The sequence below is a fragment of the Gemmiger formicilis genome (assembly GCF_024462815.1).
GTDB lineage: Bacteria > Bacillota > Clostridia > Oscillospirales > Ruminococcaceae > Gemmiger.
On record NZ_JANGCG010000007.1, the window covers coordinates 80,571 to 96,728 of the forward strand.

A 16,158-nucleotide genomic window follows, 5' to 3' on the forward strand; every position below is an offset into this window, starting at 1 on the left:
CCGGCCTCACCGCCGGGGCGCGGTTTGTTCATAGGGTTGATATAGGAATACCAAACAAAATCTGCAGCGCCGATTTGCGTTTTTACGCCGTATGCTGTATAATAGCACTGATTCCCGTACATCCTGCCGGAAAGGCGTATTTTTATGAAACAAAAACTCACGATTCGACGCACGGTTTGCAGCATAGTAGCGGCCCTGCTGGCGGCAGCGGCCGTCTGGCTGCTCTGCCGCTGGGTGGGGTATGATTTACAGCTGCGTGTCGGCGATACACAGACCTTTGCCATCCTCAACGATGACTACAGTCAGGTCATTGATGTCACCGGGGAAGGGCTGACCCAGTCTATGCCGGTATCCGCCGGGCAGACGGTCTGCGGCGTGCGGCTCGACTTCAGTACCCAAGGCACACCGCGCCAGAGTGGTATGCTGATGGTGGACCTCTACGACAGCACAGGAACGCTGCGCGGACAGGCCGCGGGGGATTACCTGAATATTTTTGACAACCTTTTTACGGCGTTCGCCTTCGACAGCACTTACACACCGGCGCAGGACGAGACCATGACCCTACATATTTATAGTGTGGCGGCGTGGGATGGCCCGCTGGGCCTTTGGGCCAGCACTGGCACGGTGGACGGTATGCCGCTTCTGGTGGGCGATACCGACGCCGGAGCCACACTGGCCCTGCAGATGATGACCGATAACGCCGCACAGTGGCCGACCACGCTGGCCAACCAGCTGGCTCCGGTGCTGGCGGCAGCGGCCTTTGCGGCGGTGCTGCTGTTCGGCTTGCAGACCCCGCTGGCGCTGACGGTGGCGGTGGTGGGCCTTGCCTGCGGGTTGGCCTTTGTACAGGTCACCCCCGCGCTGGTGGCCCCCGATGAATACTTTCATTTGGCCGCCGCCTATGAGCTGGCAAGCCGTATAGGCGGGCAGACGCCCGCAGACGAGGACGGCAATCTGCTGGTCCGTGAATGTGACGCACCCCACTTTGGCACGCGCAGCGGGGAAATCGGGATCCTGGCCTACAAGAATCAGGAGATGGCCCGCCGGAACGAGGCGGGCGGCCCGGACGAGCTGACTGTTGCCAGCGAGGCGAAGGCCGGGCAGGGCAGCAGCGGCTATCTGGCGCAGGCGCTGGGTGTCCGGCTGGCGCGCAGTCTGGGGCAAAACTTCTACACGATGCTGCGCACCGGGCGTATTTTCAATCTGATTTCCTATCTGGCATTGGCGGCGCTGGCTGTGGCGCTGGCCCCTGCCGGAGTGCGCGGACTGCTGGCCTGCGTGGCGCTGCTGCCTATGCCGCTGGAGCTGGCGGCCAGCTTTTCACCGGATACCCCGGTACTGGGAACAATTTTCTGCTACACGGCGCTCTGCCTGCGGCTGCGCAGCAAGAAGGCCGTCTGGTGGGAAAAGCTGCTTCTGGTCGCGCTGGGTGGGCTGGTTGGCCCGGCCAAGGCCATCTATCTGCCGGTGGTGCTGCTCTGCTTTATCATCCCGGTGGAAAATCTGGACGGCGGCCGCGGCGCGGTCAAGGGCCCCTTCGGGCTGCGCGTTCAGAACGGGTGGTACATTCAGGGGGCTGTGCTGGTGCTGGCATCCTGCCTGTGGATTTCCGCCAATCTGAGCGAGCTTGCCTACGCGGCCCGCGATATGAACCATACCATGCTGGCCGTGGGCGGTGTGGCGCTGGCGGTGCTGCTGGTGCTTGCGCTCTGGCTCTATGCCGTGACCCGCGGTGACGCCAAAAAGCGGCGGGCCTTCCGCTGGGGGCTGGCCGTTGTGGTTGTGCTGGCCGCGGCGGGCAGCGTCTACGCACTGACCCATATGGGCGGCGGGCTGAACCCTGACCAGCTGCTGATGGTGAAACCCAACGGCGATTCCCTATATACCTTCTCACTGGGGTATGTGTTCCGCAATCTGCCTGCCACCGCCAAGCTGCTGCTGCGCTCTATCCCGGAGCAGGGTGCGTTCTGGCTGCAGGGGATGCTCGGCACAACGCTGGGCGAGCCGATTGTCTACCGCATCGACGTAAGCTGGCTGCTGGGCATTGGGCTAGTGCTGGCGCTGCTGGCGGCGGCCCTCCCGGCACAGGGCGAGCAGCCGCCGCTGGGCCGCCGGACGGCATGGGGCACGGTGGCAATCCTCTTTGGTGTGGCGGCGGCGCTGCTGGTGGTGGTGCTGAACTGGACGCCCATCAACTACCAGACCCTGTTTGGTATGCAGGGCCGCTACTGGCTGCCGGTGCTGCCGCTGGCGCTGCTGCTCTGCAAGCGCAGCCGTTGCGTTGCTCTGCGGCGCGATGCCTCCCGCGGGGCGGCGCTGGCCGTCACTGCCTGTACACTGTTGACCCTGCTGCAGGGCTTTAGCTTATACGCAAGCTGGCAGCAAGTATCATAAAACCTACTTTATTATAAAAGGAGAACACTCTCATGACTGTTACCAAGAATACCATCATTGCCGAAATCCTGAACAATGACCCCACGCAGGGTTGCGTGCCCATCTTCCTGTCCACCGGTATGCACTGCCTGGGCTGCATGGCATCCCACGGCGAGACCGTTGAGGAGGCCTGCGCCGTTCACGGTGTCGATGCCGATGAGCTGGTTGCCGAGCTGAACGATTACTTTGCACACCTGTAATGTACCGCGGCTGGACGCCCGCCTGACCGCTGCCTTCGACTTTGTACGGCCGGGGCACACGGCGGCGGACATCGGCTGCGACCACGGCAAACTAAGCGCCGCACTGGCGGGCAGCGGTCGCTGCCCGCTTGTTTTGGCTTGTGACCTGCGCCCCGGCCCGCTGGAAAAGGCCCGCGTGACCTGTGCGCCCTACGGCGATAGGGTACAGCTGCGGCTGGGCAGCGGGCTTTCGGTGCTGGCCCCCGGCGAGGCGGAGGATATCATCATCGCAGGCATGGGCGCCGAGACGATTATCGAAATTCTGGAGGCTGCACCGTGGGTCTTTGATGCGCGGTACAATCTGATTCTTGTGCCCGCCACCAAGCACAGCATCCTGCGCCGCTGGCTGGCCCGGCGCGGCTTTGCCTTGCGGGCGGAAACGCTCTGCCAGGCCGCGGGCCGGTGGTACGCCGTGATGAACGCCCGCTACACCGGGGAAGCCTGTGAGCCGGATGGGCTGTACTGCCTGACCGGCCTGACGGCGGGCCAGCCCGGGTGTGCGGAGTATTACGCCAGCCAGAATGCCAAGCTGAAGAAATATCAGCTCGGCCTGCCGGACGGCGCAGAAAAGGACGCCGTGGGCAAGCTGATTGCCGAGCTGGAAAAACAGTAGGGGCGGGGCTCTGCTCCGCCCGGGGATGTGACCCGCTACTGTGTAAACAAATTGGAGGTATCCGCAATGTCGGTAAGTGTACAGCAAATTCTGGGTCTGCTACAGGCGGCGGCGCCGCAGGAGCTGGCGCTCAGCTGGGACAACGTCGGCCTGCTGGTCGATGCCGGCACGCCGGTGGACAGCGTGCTGACCACGCTGGACATCACCCCCGCCGTGGTGCGCGAGGCGGTGGAGAACGACTGCCAGCTCATTGTCAGCCATCACCCGGTCATCTTCCACCCGCTCAAGACGCTGGCCGCCGACGATGTACCGGCGTTGCTGCTGAAGAACGGCATTTCCGCTATCTGTATGCACACAAATCTGGATGCCGCGCCCGAGGGCGTCAACGATACCCTGAGCAACATTCTGGGCATTGCCGCCGAGGGGCGGGAGAGCTTTGCCGAGGGCTGCGGCCGCATCGGCACCACGATGCCCACCACGGTCGAGGCACTGGCCCGCTTCTGCGCGCAGACGCTGCACACCGGCGTAAAGTACGTGAACGGCGCAAAGCCGGTCACCTGTCTGGCCGAGGTCAGCGGTGCGGGCGGCAGCTATCTGCAGGAGGCCATCGACCGCGGCGCGGACTGCCTTGTCACCGGCGAGGCAGCGCACCACATTGCCCTGCTTGCCAAGGAGAAGGGCGTCGGGTTGGTGGTGGCGGGCCATTGGGGCACCGAGCACGCTATTGCCGATGTGCTGGCCGCCTGCATTGCCGGGCAGTTCCCGGCATTGAGCGTAGCCCACGCCGAGGCGGACAAAGACCCCTATTCCTACTTATTATAAAAGGAGAACCCCATGTCCCTTGATGCCGCAACACTGGCGTTGGTCGCCGGTGAACTGAAAACCACTCTGCTGGACGCGAAGATTGACAAAATCTTTGAGCCGACCCGCGATGAGGTGCTGATGACCCTGCGCACCCGCACCGAGACCCACCGCCTGCTGCTGTCGGCCCGCAGCGGCTCGGCCCGCGTCTGCCTGACGAAGGAGAGCTTTGAGAACCCGCTGACCCCGCCGGGCTTCTGTATGCTGCTGCGCAAGCATCTGACCGGCGGCCGTCTTATCGACCTACGCCGCGAGCCGGGCGACCGCATTGTCTATTTTGACTTCCGCTGCACCAACGAGATGGGCGACCTTGTCACCAACACGCTGGCCGTGGAGCTGATGGGCCGCTACTCCAATCTGGTGCTGGTGCAGGATGGACGCATCATTGACGCGCTCAAGCGGGTGGACTTTGATGACAGCGAGGTTCGCCAGCTTCTGCCGGGCCTTGCCTACACGCTGCCGCCCAAGCCCGCGCGGCCGGACTTCCTGGAGACGAGCGCTGCCTCCCTTGTGGCGGCGGCGTGCGAAAAGGACCTGCTGGTGGCACAGGCGCTGGGCAAGACGGTAGCGGGCGTCGGCCCGGTGGTTATGCGGGAGGCTGTCTGCCGCGCTCTGGGCGAAACGCCCGCGCTGGCCTGCGACCTGACCGCTGAGGAACGCACTGCGCTGGCCGCAGCCCTTGACGAGCTGAAGGACGAGCACAGCCGCGGCGGCACGCCCACCGCGGTGCGGCTGCCCCAGCCGGACGGCGCGCCGAAGCCAGTGGAGTTCAGCTTCTTTGTGCCGCAGCAGTACGGCAGCGCGGCCATTCTGACCCAGTACCCCACCTACAGCGAGCTGCTGGAGGATTACTACGCCACCAAGGACCGCGCCGAGCGCCTGCGCCAGAAGAGCCGCGAACTGTATAAGGCAGTCCACAATATGTATGACCGCGCCGTCCGCAAGCAGGCCGCCCGCAAGGAGGAACTGAGCCAGTCCGCCAAGGCTGACACACTGCGGCTGTACGGTGAGCTTCTGCAGGCAAACCTCTGGGCCGTCCACAAGGGCGACCGTCAGGTGACGGTGCAGAACTACTACACCGGCGAGGATGTGACCATCCGGCTTGACCCGCGTCTGGGCGGCAACGAGAACGCCCAGAAGTATTTCCGCGATTACAAAAAGAAGCAGACTGCCCACGCCATGCTGCAGAAGCTGCTGGTGGAGGGCGAGGCTGAAATTGAATATCTGCGCACGGTTCTGTATGAGGTTGAGTCCGCGCCCGGCGAGATGGCGCTGAACGAAATCCGCGCCGAGCTGAAGAGTCAGGGCTACCTGAAATACTACAAGCAGCGCGACCGCAAGCAGAAGCCCGCGGATTTCCTGCGGTATACCTCCAGCGATGGGTTTGAGATTCTGGTGGGCCGCAACAATCTGCAGAATGACAAGCTGACCCTGCACACGGCCCGCGGCAAGGATTTGTGGTTCCATGTGCAGAAGGCCCCCGGTAGCCACTGCGTGGTGATGAGCAGGGGAGAGGACATCCCCGACACCACCCGGCAGGAGGCCGCCGAGCTGGCGGTGCTTCATTCCAGCCAGAACGGCGGCGCCAAGGTGGCCGTTGACACCACCGAGGTGAAGAACATCTGGAAGGCCAACGGCGCCAAGCCCGGTATGGTGCTGTATGAGGTGTACACCACAGTCTACGTCACCCCGCGGGAGGGGCTGGAGGAGCAGCTGAAGAAGTCCCAAAAAAATTGATAAAAGCTGGGGAAAGTATGATGGAATACTACACAGTCATTGAGGCGGACCAGATGATGTACCAATATAAGGAAACCCACCACTGAAAAAGGAGGGGAACGCTGTGAAACAGAAGGCTCTTGCCCTTGCACTGGCAGTTGTGCTGCTTACGGCCTGTGCGGCCCCGGCGGGCAGTACGGCTGTGCCCGTATCGACCCCAACCCCTGCGCCGACGGCGGCGCCCACCCCGGAGCCGACCGCCACGCCCAGCCCGACACCCGTGCCGACAATGGCCGCGTATGACCCGGTTTCGTTTGAGGACTGGCGCGACGGCGCGGGCTGCCGTATGCCCGATTACACCTTCAGCGCGCCGTACCGCCAGCAGACGGCGGAGCGGGTGGCGTGGCCCGAGCAGGGTGTGACCCTCTGTTGCACCAGCAGCACCCTGGAGGAGGCCGCCGAGCGCTTCCACACCACGGTGGACTGGCTGAAGAAGTTGAACCCCGACTGGCAGGAAAAATATGACCGGGACGGAACCTTTTACCGGCTGAAACTGCAGGAGGAGCCGTATATCCTGCCGGAAAACAATGTGGTGGGTGTAAAAGTGCGCGTGCCGTGGCTGAGCTGGTATGACCGCAGCGGCACCTATGAGGTCCCCGCCGGACTGGACAAGCAGGCACAGGCGGCATTGGCAACGGCGTACTTCTTTGAGGAACGCTACTATGGCCTGCACGTCGGCTTTATGGAGCAGAGCGGAAACGTTGGTGACTACTGGCGTCCGCCCGCGGAGGGCGAAATCTATACGAGCTTCTCGGAGTTCAGCAGCTTCCTGCACACGGTCTATTCGGAAAAGCGCTTCCGGGTGATTGCCGACAGCGATACGGCGCCGTTCAAGCAGGGGGAAAACGATACGATTCTCTCCCTCTGCGGTGACCGCGGCAGCAACATTGCCAACTGCGGCTACCTTTTTACCAAGCCGGAGCTGCAGCCGGACGGCAGTATAAAGTTCTACCAGATTATACTGACCATCGAGAGCGAGGACTTTGCGGGCTGGGGCGGAGATGAGCTCATCACACCGGACACTGCAACGCTGGCCGAGGTACGGCTGCTTCCCACCGAAGACGGCTGGCGGGTGGATGATTTCACCCTGCCGTACTGAGCCCGGCGGAAACGCAGGGCGGACACAAGGATGAGGATGAAAGGATGACACTATGGCACACCCGAAGCTGGCAGGGACGCTTGGCAGGGCAAAGCCCGGTAAGCGCGATACGCTGCTTTTTGCGGTTCTTTTGGCGGCGGCCTATCTCCTGTTTGCGCACCCCGATATTCTGGAAACGGCAAGGCATGGCTATATCCTGCTGAACAGTATCCGGGACGGACAGTTTTTTAATTTTTATGAAAACACGCTGACAAGAGTGTATGGGTATGATTACAGCAATGCTGCCCATTATAATATCGTGATTTACCTGCTGTATGCGCTGTGGGAGCTGCCGCTGTATCTCTGCGAGGCGCTGACCGGCTGGGCGTTCAGCGATACGGCGCTGGCGCTGTGGTGCAAGGCAATCGGCGTCGGGTTTTATATTGGCAGCGGGTTTCTGGTGCAGGCCATAGCAAAGCGTATGGACTGCGATGAGACCGTCACCGCGTGGATGCCGCTTGCATTCTGGCTGAACCCCATCAGCTTTTTTACGGTGGTCATTATGGGGCAGTATGACAGCATCTGCCTGTTCTTCTTACTGCTCGGGCTGCTGTATTATCTTGATGGTAAGCTCTGGCGCTTCTCTCTGATTATGGGTGTCGGGCTGGTCTGCAAGTTCTTCCCTGTCTTTTTGCTGCTGCCGCTGTTGCTGCTGGCGGAAAAGCGCCCGCTGCGGGTGGTTGCGTATGCGGCGGCCTCCCTCTGGCTCTACCTTCCCACCACACTGCTTTTTTACGGCAGAACAGGGGATGCGGCGTATTTCAACAGCCTGATGACGGAGCGCCTGTTTGCCAACAGCTTCCACGGCGGCGTGACGGACGCTTCCTGTTTCGGCGTTGCGATGGCGCTGATTTGCGTTGCGGCATGGCTGTACCGGCCAAGGACGGAGCGGGCGCGCCGGAAGGCGGTTCTGTACATCGGGCTGCTTGTGTTCGGCACACTGTTCCTGTTTGTCTTGTGGCACCCGCAGTGGCTGCTTTTGCTGGTTCCGTTTGTGCTGCTTACCACGGCCTGCGCCGCCGGGGAAGGCCGCGTGCTGCAGGTGGTGGATGTGATACTGGCGTGCGGCTTCCTGCTGCTTTCCTTTCAGGTGTTCCCCGGTCAGCTGGAGGGCGACCTGCTGGATCTCGGCGTGCTGCGCTTCTGGATGGGCACGCCCTACTCGCTGGTGGCGCAGGAAGGCCGCCGGTTTGTGGCATTTTATATCGGGCTGCTTTCGTATGCGGCAAAGCTGATTCCGCTTTGCTTTTACGGGGCTTTGTTCGCAGAGCTTATTTTCAAGCTCCCATTGCCGGGCGGCACGGTGGCTGCACAGCTGGCAAACGAGGACGACAAGCCGCAGGGAGCGCTGCGGCTGTACGTATGGGGCGGCTTTGCGGTTGGAATTGCCGCAGTATGGCTGCTGCCGACGCTTTTTGCCTACTGCAAGACGTTGGGTGTGCTGTGAATGTGGACACGTAGCGGCGACTTTCGGCATAACGCAAAAATTTCTCAAAAAAATTTTATAAAAATGCCAAAAAGGGCTTGCAACGCCGGGAAACGTGTGGTATAATCTCTCTTGGCTGCGGAAGGCTTGTGCAGATAAAACAAGCTGCGCAAGCCGCGATATGCGTTGATGCGGGAGGTTGCCGCCGTATAGCCGATAGGCTGGCGGGTTTTTCCGCGGAGTATGTCCGATCTTAGAACCGGGCGAAAGAATTACGGAAACAAAGGGATATGTACGCTGCTGCATTCTGCGGCACGGACCAATGTTCACCTTACTTTGTAATGATTCTTTCCGGGAGAACTGTGCGAACACGGTTCACCGGATTTTGTCATGCGAAAAGGTTGAACACCCGGAAACGTGTGTAATTTATCGGCTCGCCTAAGGCGCAAAATTTTATAGGAGGCGAATGCAATGGCAGTCAAAGAAAAAATCAGAATCCGTCTGAAGAGCTACGATGCATCCCTGATCGATGCTGCGGCACAGAAGATCGTGGAGACCGCTAAGCGCACTGGCGCTCGCGTTTCCGGCCCGATCCCCCTGCCCACCGATAAGGAGGTCGTCACGATCCTGCGCGCTGTCCACAAGTACAAGGACAGCCGTGAGCAGTTCGAGACCCGCACGCACAAGCGTCTGATCGACATTCTGAAGCCGTCCAACAAGACGGTTGAGGCTCTCATGAGCCTGCAGCTCCCCGCGGGCGTTGACATCGAGATCAAGCTGTAATCGAGTTTCTACATTATAAAGGCCGATACGCGCGGCCGTGATCCGTGAACGGTCGGCGTGTAATGAAAACACGGTAAAGCACCATCTCGCTGCAATGTACAGCGGAGAGGTCATGTTGATGGGAAACCACCAACCAATAACCTTTACAGGAGGACAAACACAATGCAAAAAGGTATCATCGGCAAGAAGCTGGGCATGACCCAGCTGTTCGACGCCAACGGCAAGGTCGTTCCGGTCACCATCATCGAGGCCGGCCCCTGCACCGTCGTGCAGAAGAAGACCGTTGAGTCTGACGGCTATCAGGCCGTTCAGATGGGCTACGGCGAAGTGAGCGCCAAGAAGGTCAACAAGGCCGCCAAGGGTCACTTCGACAAGGCTGACGTCGCTCCCAAGCGCACCCTGCGTGAGTTCCGCTTTGATGACATCGCTGCCCTGAACGTCGGCGACATCCTCAAGGCTGATGTCTTTGCAGAGGGCGACAAGGTTGACGTTGTCGGCACCAGCAAGGGCAAGGGCTATCAGGGCGTTATCAAGCGCTTTGGCCAGCACCGCCTGCGTGAGAGCCACGGCACCGGCCCTGTTGCGCGTCATGCCGGTTCTAACGGCTCCACTTCCAGCCCGTCCCGCGTGTTCAAGGGCAAGCGTCTGCCCGGCCACATGGGTGCGGTCCGCGTGACCGTCCAGAACCTGAGCGTCGTCAAGGTCGACGCTGAGAACAATCTGATCGCAATCAAGGGTGCAATCCCCGGCCCGAAGGGCTCGGTCGTGACCATCCACGACAGCGTGAAAGCGTAAAGGAGGAAAACACAATGGCACAGTTTGATGTCGTCGATATGAACGGCAAGAAGGTTTCCACCGTTGAGCTTTCCGACGCCGTGTTCGGTATCACCCCGAACGAGAAGGCTGTCCACGAGGCAGTCGTCAACTTCCTGGCCAACCAGCGCCAGGGCACCCAGAACACCAAGATCCGCAAGGAAGTCCGCGGCGGCGGCAAGAAGCCTTGGCGCCAGAAGGGCACCGGCCACGCTCGCCAGGGTTCTATCCGCGCTCCGCAGTGGACCCACGGCGGTGTTGCTCTGGGCCCCAAGCCCCGCAGCTACTACTACACCATCAACAAGAAGGTCAAGCGTCTGGCTCTGCTCAGCGCCCTGTCTGACAAGGCTGCCAACGGCAACATGATTATCGTGGATAAGATTGCTGCTGACGAGTACAAGACCAAGACCGTCGTTGCTTTCCTGGCCGCTGTCGGCGCAGGCAAGAAGAACCTGATCGTCAATGACACTCTGGACGCTAAGTTCGTCAAGAGCGCCGCCAACATCCCCGGTGTCAAGACCGTCGCTACCGGCGTCAACACCTACGATGTTGTCAACGCCGACAAGCTCATCCTGAGCGTTGACGCTGCCAAGAAACTTGAGGAGGTATATGCGTGATGAAATTCGCACAGGACATCGTTCTCGCCCCCGTCATCACCGAGAACTCCATGGCCGGTATTGCTGACAAGAAGTACACCTTCAAGGTCGCTACCGATGCCACCAAGATCGACATCGCCAAGGCAGTCGAAGAGCTGTTCGGCGTGAAGGTCGCCAAGGTCAACACCATCAGCGTCCGCGGCCGTTATCGCCGCCAGGGTATGCACGCTGGCTACACTGCCAAGAGCAAGAAGGCCATCGTCACCCTGACTGCTGACTCCAAGGAGATCGAGTTCTTCAACTCTATGGTCTGATGACCTGATGGCCGCAAGGCCGTCACGCAGAACCCCGCCGAGGGGTTCGCTTATGGGGATATGACCCCGATAAAAATTCATAAGATAACAACAAGGAGATCAACATGGCTATCAAGAAGTACAAGCCGACTACCCCCGGCCGCCGTGGCATGACTGTTACTGATTACAGCGTCCTGTCCAAGGTTGAGCCGGAGCGCAGCCTGCTCGAGTCCAAGAAGAAGCACGCCGGCCGCAACAACACCGGCAAGATCACCGTTCGCCATCACGGCGGCGGCAACCGCGTCAAGTACCGTGTCATCGACTTCAAGCGCAACAAGTTTGATGTCCCCGCCACCGTCAAGACGCTGGAGTACGATCCGAACCGCTCCGCTTTCATCGCCCTCATCGAGTATGAGGACGGCGCCAAGAGCTACATCCTGGCTCCCGATGGCATGAAGGTTGGCGACACCATTATGGCTGGCCCCAACGCTGACATCAAGCCCGGCAACGCTCTGCCCTTCGAGAACATCCCCGTCGGTACCATGATCCACAATATCGAGCTCTATCCCGGCAAGGGCGGCCAGCTGGTTCGTTCCGCTGGCGTTATGGCTCAGCTGATGGCTAAGGAGAATGGTTACGCTCTGGTTCGTCTGCCCTCCGGTGAGATGCGCAACGTTCGTCTGAACTGCATCGCCACCATCGGCGTTGTTTCCAACCTCGACCACGAGAACGTCAACCTGGGCAAGGCTGGCCGCAAGCGCCACATGGGCGTTCGCCCCGGCAGCCGTGGTTCCGTCATGAACCCCTGCGACCATCCTCACGGTGGTGGCGAGGGCCGCGCACCCGTCGGTCATTCCAGCCCGCGTACTCCGTGGGGCAAGCCCGCTCTGGGCCTGAAGACCCGCAAACACAAGGCCCGCAGCGACAAGTTCATTGTCAAGCGCGCCAACGGCTAAGGGAGGTTACTGAACAATGTCTAGAAGCACTAAGAAGGGCCCTTACGTTCTGCCTTCCCTGTACAAAAAGGTCGAGGCTATGAACGAGGCTGGTAAGAAGAGCGTCGTGAAGACCTGGAGCCGTTCCTCCACCATCTTCCCCGAGTTCGTCGGTCACACCTTCGCCGTCCATGACGGCCGCAAGCACGTGCCCGTCTACGTCACCGAGGATATGGTTGGCCACAAGCTGGGCGAGTTTGCACCTACCCGCAAGTTCACCGGCCACGTCGGCGCTAAGACCGCCGGCAAATAAGAGAGGAGGAACATCGAATGGAAGCACGGGCTATTCTCCGTTATGCCCGCATTAGTCCCCGCAAGGTTTCGATCGTGATGGACCTCATCCGTAACAAACCCCTGGACGAAGCGCTGGCTATCCTGCAGTACACCCCGAAGGCCGCCTGCGAGCCCCTTCTCAAGCTGGTGAATTCTGCTGCCGCTAATGCGGAAAACAACTTCAACATGGATCGCAACAATCTCTACGTCGCAGAATGCTACGTCTGCCCCGGCCCCACGCTCAAGCGCATTATGCCTCGCGCACAGGGCCGTGCATACCGCATCCTGAAGCGCACCAGCCACATGACTGTTGTGCTGAAAGAGAAAGAGTAAGGAGGTAAACAAATGGGCCAGAAAGTCAATCCCCACGGCATGCGCGTGGGTGTTATCAAAGATTGGGACAGCCGTTGGTTCACCTCTAAGCAGGCATTCGGCGACACCCTGGTCGAGGATCACAAGATCCGCACGACCCTGAAGAAGCAGCTGTACGCTGCTGGCGTTCCCAAGATCGAGATCGAGCGTACCGTCGATTCTCAGACCGGTGCTCCCCGCGTGAAGGTCAACGTCTTCTGCGCTAAGCCGGGCATCGTCATCGGCAAGGGCGGCGCTGAGAGCGCTAAGATCGAGAAGCAGCTCGCCGCTATGACCGGCAAGGCTGTCAACCTCAACATCATCGAGGTCAAGGGCACCACTACCAATGCTCAGCTGGTTGCTGAGGACGTCGCTTCCCAGCTGGAGCGCCGCATCGCTTTCCGCCGCGCCATGAAGCAGGCCATCCGCAATGCCATGCAGCCCCGTGACCGCAGCGCCACGCCTGCCAAGGGTATCAAGGTTACCTGCTCCGGCCGTCTGGCTGGCGCCGACATCGCCCGCGTTGAGAGCTACCATGAGGGCACCATCCCCCTGCAGACTCTGCGCGCTGACATCGACTACGGCTTCGCTGAGGCCAACACCACCTACGGTAAGGTCGGCGTCAAGGTTTGGATTTACAAGGGCGAGATCCTGAAGGGCGCTAAAGCCCCCGCCAAGAAGGAAGGAGGCAAACAGTAATGTTACTGCCGAAGCGTGTTAAGTACCGCCGCGTCCAGCGCGGCCGCATGACCGGTAAGGCCATGCGCGGCAACAAGGTCAACCAGGGCGATTACGGCCTGGTCGCTCTCGAGCCGGCTTGGATCACCTCCAACCAGATCGAGGCAGCCCGTGTTGCCATGACCCGTTATATCAAGCGTGGCGGCAAGGTCTGGATCAAGATTTTCCCCGACAAGCCCGTTACCGAGAAGCCGGCCGGCACCCGAATGGGTTCCGGTAAAGGCAGCCCCGAGTACTGGGTCGCCGTTGTCAAGCCGGGCCGCGTGCTCTTTGAGCTGGCTGATGTCAGCGAGGAGACTGCCCGCGAGGCCCTGCGTCTGGCCAGCCACAAGCTGCCGATTCGCTGCAAATTCGTCAAGCGCGAGGAGCTTGACACTGTAAAGGAGGGTGACGCTGAATGAAAGCCACTGAACTGCGCGAAATGACCGATGTCGAGCTGAACAAGCAGCTCAAGGACCTGAAGGCCGAACTCTTCAACCTGCGCTTTCAGCACGCCATCAACCAGTTGGACAACCCCATTCGCATCGAGGCCGTTAAGAAGGACATCGCCCGCGTGATGACCGTCCTGGCTGAGAAGAATGCGAAAAACGCATAAGAGGGAGGGTAAAGCATGGAACGTAATCTGAGAAAGACCCGTGTGGGCGTCGTTGTCTCCGACAAGATGGACAAGACCATCGTTGTCGCTGTTAAGGACAGCGTCCAGCACCCTCTGTACAAGAAGATCTTGAAGCGCACCAAGAAGTTCAAGGCCCATGACGAGAACAACGAAGCCGGCATCGGCGACCGCGTTGAGATCATGGAGACCCGCAAGATCTCCAAGGACGTCAACTGGCGTCTCGTTAAGATCATCGAGAAGGCAAAATAATCAGCCTGGTACTTTGAAAGGAGGACCTGAAAGATGGTTCAGATGCAAACTTATCTCAAAGTGGCCGACAATACCGGTGCTAAGGAGTTAATGTGCTTCCGTGTACTGGGCGGTACCCGCAAGAGATACGCAAACATCGGTGACATCGTGGTTTGCAGCGTCAAGAAGGCTGCTCCCGGTGGTACCGTGAAGAAGGGCGACGTGGTCAAGGCCGTCATCGTCCGTAGCAAGCACGGCCTGCGCCGTGACGACGGCTCCTACATCCGCTTTGATGAGAACGCCGCCGTCATCGTCATGGCTGACAAGAGCCCCAAGGGCACTCGTATCTTTGGACCTGTCGCTCGCGAGCTGCGCGACGCTGGCTTCACCAAGATCCTGAGCCTGGCTCCGGAATCGCTGTAAGGAGGTTTTAATTAAATGAACAATCTTCATGTTAAAACCGGCGACAACGTTATGATCATCTCCGGCAAGGACAAGGGCAAGACCGGCAAGGTCCTGCAGACCTCCCCGAAGGAGGGCAAGGTCATTGTCGAGGGCCTGAACATGGTCACGAAGCACGTCAAGCCTCGCCGTCAGGGTGAGCAGGGCGGCATCGTCAAGGCCGAGGGCGCTATCTACGCCTGCAAGGTCATGCCCGTCTGCCCCAAGTGTGGCAAGGCCACCCGCGTGGGCCATTCTGTCAAGGACGGCAAGACCGTCCGCGTTTGCCGCAAGTGCGGCGCTGAACTGTAAGGGAGGAGTACACAATGGCACGTTTGAAAGAACAGTATGTCAACGAGATCGCTCCGGCCCTGAACAAGAAGTTCGGCTACAAGAGCGTTATGCAGATCCCCAAGCTGGATAAGGTCATCATCAACGTTGCAGCTGGTGAGGCTAAGGAGAACGCCAAGGTTATCGACGCCATCGTCGCTGACCTGGGCCAGATCACCGGCCAGAAGGCTGTCGTCTGCAAGGCCCGCAAGAGCGTTGCAAACTTCAAGTTGCGCGAGGGCATGCCCATCGGCGCAAAGGTCACCCTGCGTGGTGAGCGTATGTACGAGTTCGTCGACCGCCTCTTCAATGTGGCGCTGCCCCGTGTCCGCGACTTCCGCGGCATCAACGGCAACAGCTTCGACGGCCGCGGCAACTACGCTTTCGGCCTGAAGGAGCAGATCATCTTCCCCGAGATTGACTTCGACAAGGTCGACGCAATCCGCGGCATGGACATCTGCTTTGTCACCACCGCCAAGACCGACGAGGAAGCCAAGGAGCTGCTGAAGGCTCTGGGCGCTCCGTTCGCAAACTAAGGGAGGGAACTGTAAATGGCTAAACTTTCTATGAAGCTCAAGCAGCAGCAGCCCGCCAAGTTCTCGACCCGCGCTTACAACCGCTGCAAGATTTGCGGTCGTCCCCATGCTTACCTGCGCAAGTACGGTGTCTGCCGTATCTGCTTCCGTGAGCTGGCTTACAAGGGCGAGATCCCCGGCGTCAAGAAGGCTTCCTGGTAAGCCCTTGATTGCTTCTGTCTGAACGAATAACAACACTCTTAAACACAACCTAAGGAGGTTAGTGGCATGCAAATCACCGATCCTATCGCGGACCTGCTGACCCGCATCCGCAATGCTAGCACTGCCAAACACCCTTCCGTGGACATCCCCGCATCTAACCTGAAGAAGGCTATCTGCCAGATTCTGGTTGACGAGGGCTACATCAAGGGTATGAAAGTGACCGAGGACAACAAGCAGGGGACCATCACCCTGACCCTGAAGTACCAGGAGAATGGTACTCCGGTCATCGCCGGCCTGAAGCGCGTTTCTAAGCCGGGCCTGCGTATTTACACCAACTGCGAGGATATGCCCAAGGTCATGAAGGGCCTGGGCACCGCAATCATCTCCACTTCTAAAGGCGTCATGACCGACAAGGCAGCCCGCGCTGCTCACGTCGGCGGTGAAGTTCTCGCCTTTGTGTGGTAAGAAAGGGGTATAG

23 protein-coding genes are annotated in these 16,158 nt (G+C 60.1%); all 23 read left to right on the top strand.

The features are described from left to right. Nucleotides 1-144: 144 nt before the first annotated feature. Nucleotides 145-2,394 carry a DUF2142 domain-containing protein gene (locus tag NE623_RS07705; RefSeq protein ID WP_256271453.1) on the top strand — a complete coding sequence of 750 codons (2,250 nt, stop codon included), beginning with the start codon at nt 145-147 and terminating at the stop codon, nt 2,392-2,394. A 32-nt stretch (nt 2,395-2,426) separates the two neighbouring features. After that, a complete protein-coding gene (locus tag NE623_RS07710) occupies nt 2,427-2,633 on the top strand; it encodes a DUF1858 domain-containing protein (RefSeq protein ID WP_256271454.1) in 207 nt (68 codons plus the stop codon). Continuing rightward, on the top strand, nt 2,620-3,285 hold the full coding sequence (locus tag NE623_RS07715) for a class I SAM-dependent methyltransferase (RefSeq protein ID WP_256271455.1): 666 nt from the start codon (nt 2,620-2,622) through the stop codon (nt 3,283-3,285). Before NE623_RS07710 ends, NE623_RS07715 begins: the two co-directional genes overlap by 14 nt. A gap of 66 nt (nt 3,286-3,351) precedes the next feature. Next, nucleotides 3,352-4,107, top strand: a complete 756-nt coding sequence (locus NE623_RS07720) for a Nif3-like dinuclear metal center hexameric protein (protein WP_256271456.1) — start codon at nt 3,352-3,354, stop codon at nt 4,105-4,107. A 12-nt stretch (nt 4,108-4,119) separates the two neighbouring features. Beyond that, a complete protein-coding gene (locus NE623_RS07725; RefSeq protein WP_256271457.1) occupies nt 4,120-5,883 on the top strand; it encodes an Rqc2 family fibronectin-binding protein in 1,764 nt (587 codons plus the stop codon). A gap of 103 nt (nt 5,884-5,986) precedes the next feature. After that, nucleotides 5,987-7,021, top strand: coding sequence for a hypothetical protein (locus tag NE623_RS07730; protein WP_256271458.1), 1,035 nt, complete (start codon nt 5,987-5,989; stop codon nt 7,019-7,021). 52 nt (nt 7,022-7,073) lie between these two features. After that, the gene (locus NE623_RS07735) at nt 7,074-8,507 is read left to right on the top strand and encodes a hypothetical protein (RefSeq protein WP_256271459.1); all 1,434 of its coding nucleotides are present in this window, start codon (nt 7,074-7,076) and stop codon (nt 8,505-8,507) included. 450 nt (nt 8,508-8,957) lie between these two features. Beyond that, nucleotides 8,958-9,269: a 30S ribosomal protein S10 gene (gene rpsJ / locus NE623_RS07740; protein ID WP_078783555.1), complete on the top strand. Its 312-nt coding sequence runs from the start codon at nt 8,958-8,960 to the stop codon at nt 9,267-9,269. Nucleotides 9,270-9,431: 162 nt separating this feature from the next. Further along, a complete protein-coding gene (gene rplC, locus NE623_RS07745) occupies nt 9,432-10,064 on the top strand; it encodes a 50S ribosomal protein L3 (RefSeq protein ID WP_256271460.1) in 633 nt (210 codons plus the stop codon). Between the two features lie 14 nt (nt 10,065-10,078). After that, nucleotides 10,079-10,699 carry a 50S ribosomal protein L4 gene (gene rplD, locus NE623_RS07750; RefSeq protein ID WP_256271461.1) on the top strand — a complete coding sequence of 207 codons (621 nt, stop codon included), beginning with the start codon at nt 10,079-10,081 and terminating at the stop codon, nt 10,697-10,699. Continuing rightward, a complete protein-coding gene (gene rplW, locus NE623_RS07755) occupies nt 10,699-10,992 on the top strand; it encodes a 50S ribosomal protein L23 (RefSeq protein ID WP_256271462.1) in 294 nt (97 codons plus the stop codon). Before rplD ends, rplW begins: the two co-directional genes overlap by 1 nt. 104 nt (nt 10,993-11,096) lie before the next feature. Beyond that, nucleotides 11,097-11,927, top strand: a complete 831-nt coding sequence (rplB, locus tag NE623_RS07760) for a 50S ribosomal protein L2 (protein ID WP_256271463.1) — start codon at nt 11,097-11,099, stop codon at nt 11,925-11,927. Nucleotides 11,928-11,943: 16 nt separating this feature from the next. Continuing rightward, entirely contained in the window at nt 11,944-12,219 is a 276-nt protein-coding gene (gene rpsS / locus NE623_RS07765; RefSeq protein WP_256271464.1) for a 30S ribosomal protein S19, read from the top strand. Between the two features lie 17 nt (nt 12,220-12,236). Then, nucleotides 12,237-12,572, top strand: a complete 336-nt coding sequence (rplV, locus tag NE623_RS07770; RefSeq protein WP_007047291.1) for a 50S ribosomal protein L22 — start codon at nt 12,237-12,239, stop codon at nt 12,570-12,572. Between the two features lie 12 nt (nt 12,573-12,584). Further along, nucleotides 12,585-13,289: a 30S ribosomal protein S3 gene (gene rpsC, locus NE623_RS07775; RefSeq protein WP_256271465.1), complete on the top strand. Its 705-nt coding sequence runs from the start codon at nt 12,585-12,587 to the stop codon at nt 13,287-13,289. After that, nucleotides 13,289-13,729, top strand: a complete 441-nt coding sequence (gene rplP, locus NE623_RS07780) for a 50S ribosomal protein L16 (RefSeq protein WP_256271466.1) — start codon at nt 13,289-13,291, stop codon at nt 13,727-13,729. The genes rpsC and rplP overlap by 1 nt, the downstream gene beginning before the upstream one ends. Continuing rightward, nucleotides 13,726-13,923 (top strand): 50S ribosomal protein L29, encoded by a 198-nt coding sequence (gene rpmC / locus NE623_RS07785; protein WP_078783564.1) that lies wholly within the window; start codon nt 13,726-13,728, stop codon nt 13,921-13,923. The genes rplP and rpmC overlap by 4 nt, the downstream gene beginning before the upstream one ends. A 15-nt stretch (nt 13,924-13,938) precedes the next feature. Further along, nucleotides 13,939-14,193, top strand: coding sequence for a 30S ribosomal protein S17 (rpsQ, locus tag NE623_RS07790; RefSeq protein ID WP_078783565.1), 255 nt, complete (start codon nt 13,939-13,941; stop codon nt 14,191-14,193). Nucleotides 14,194-14,226: 33 nt separating this feature from the next. After that, nucleotides 14,227-14,595 (top strand): 50S ribosomal protein L14, encoded by a 369-nt coding sequence (gene rplN / locus NE623_RS07795; protein WP_007047286.1) that lies wholly within the window; start codon nt 14,227-14,229, stop codon nt 14,593-14,595. A gap of 15 nt (nt 14,596-14,610) precedes the next feature. Further along, on the top strand, nt 14,611-14,925 hold the full coding sequence (gene rplX, locus NE623_RS07800; protein WP_256271467.1) for a 50S ribosomal protein L24: 315 nt from the start codon (nt 14,611-14,613) through the stop codon (nt 14,923-14,925). A 14-nt stretch (nt 14,926-14,939) separates the two neighbouring features. Then, entirely contained in the window at nt 14,940-15,479 is a 540-nt protein-coding gene (gene rplE, locus NE623_RS07805; RefSeq protein ID WP_256271468.1) for a 50S ribosomal protein L5, read from the top strand. 15 nt (nt 15,480-15,494) lie between these two features. Continuing rightward, a complete protein-coding gene (locus NE623_RS07810) occupies nt 15,495-15,680 on the top strand; it encodes a type Z 30S ribosomal protein S14 (RefSeq protein WP_215691749.1) in 186 nt (61 codons plus the stop codon). A 66-nt stretch (nt 15,681-15,746) separates the two neighbouring features. Continuing rightward, nucleotides 15,747-16,145, top strand: coding sequence for a 30S ribosomal protein S8 (gene rpsH / locus NE623_RS07815; RefSeq protein ID WP_007047282.1), 399 nt, complete (start codon nt 15,747-15,749; stop codon nt 16,143-16,145). The last annotated feature ends 13 nt before the right edge of the window (nt 16,146-16,158 follow it).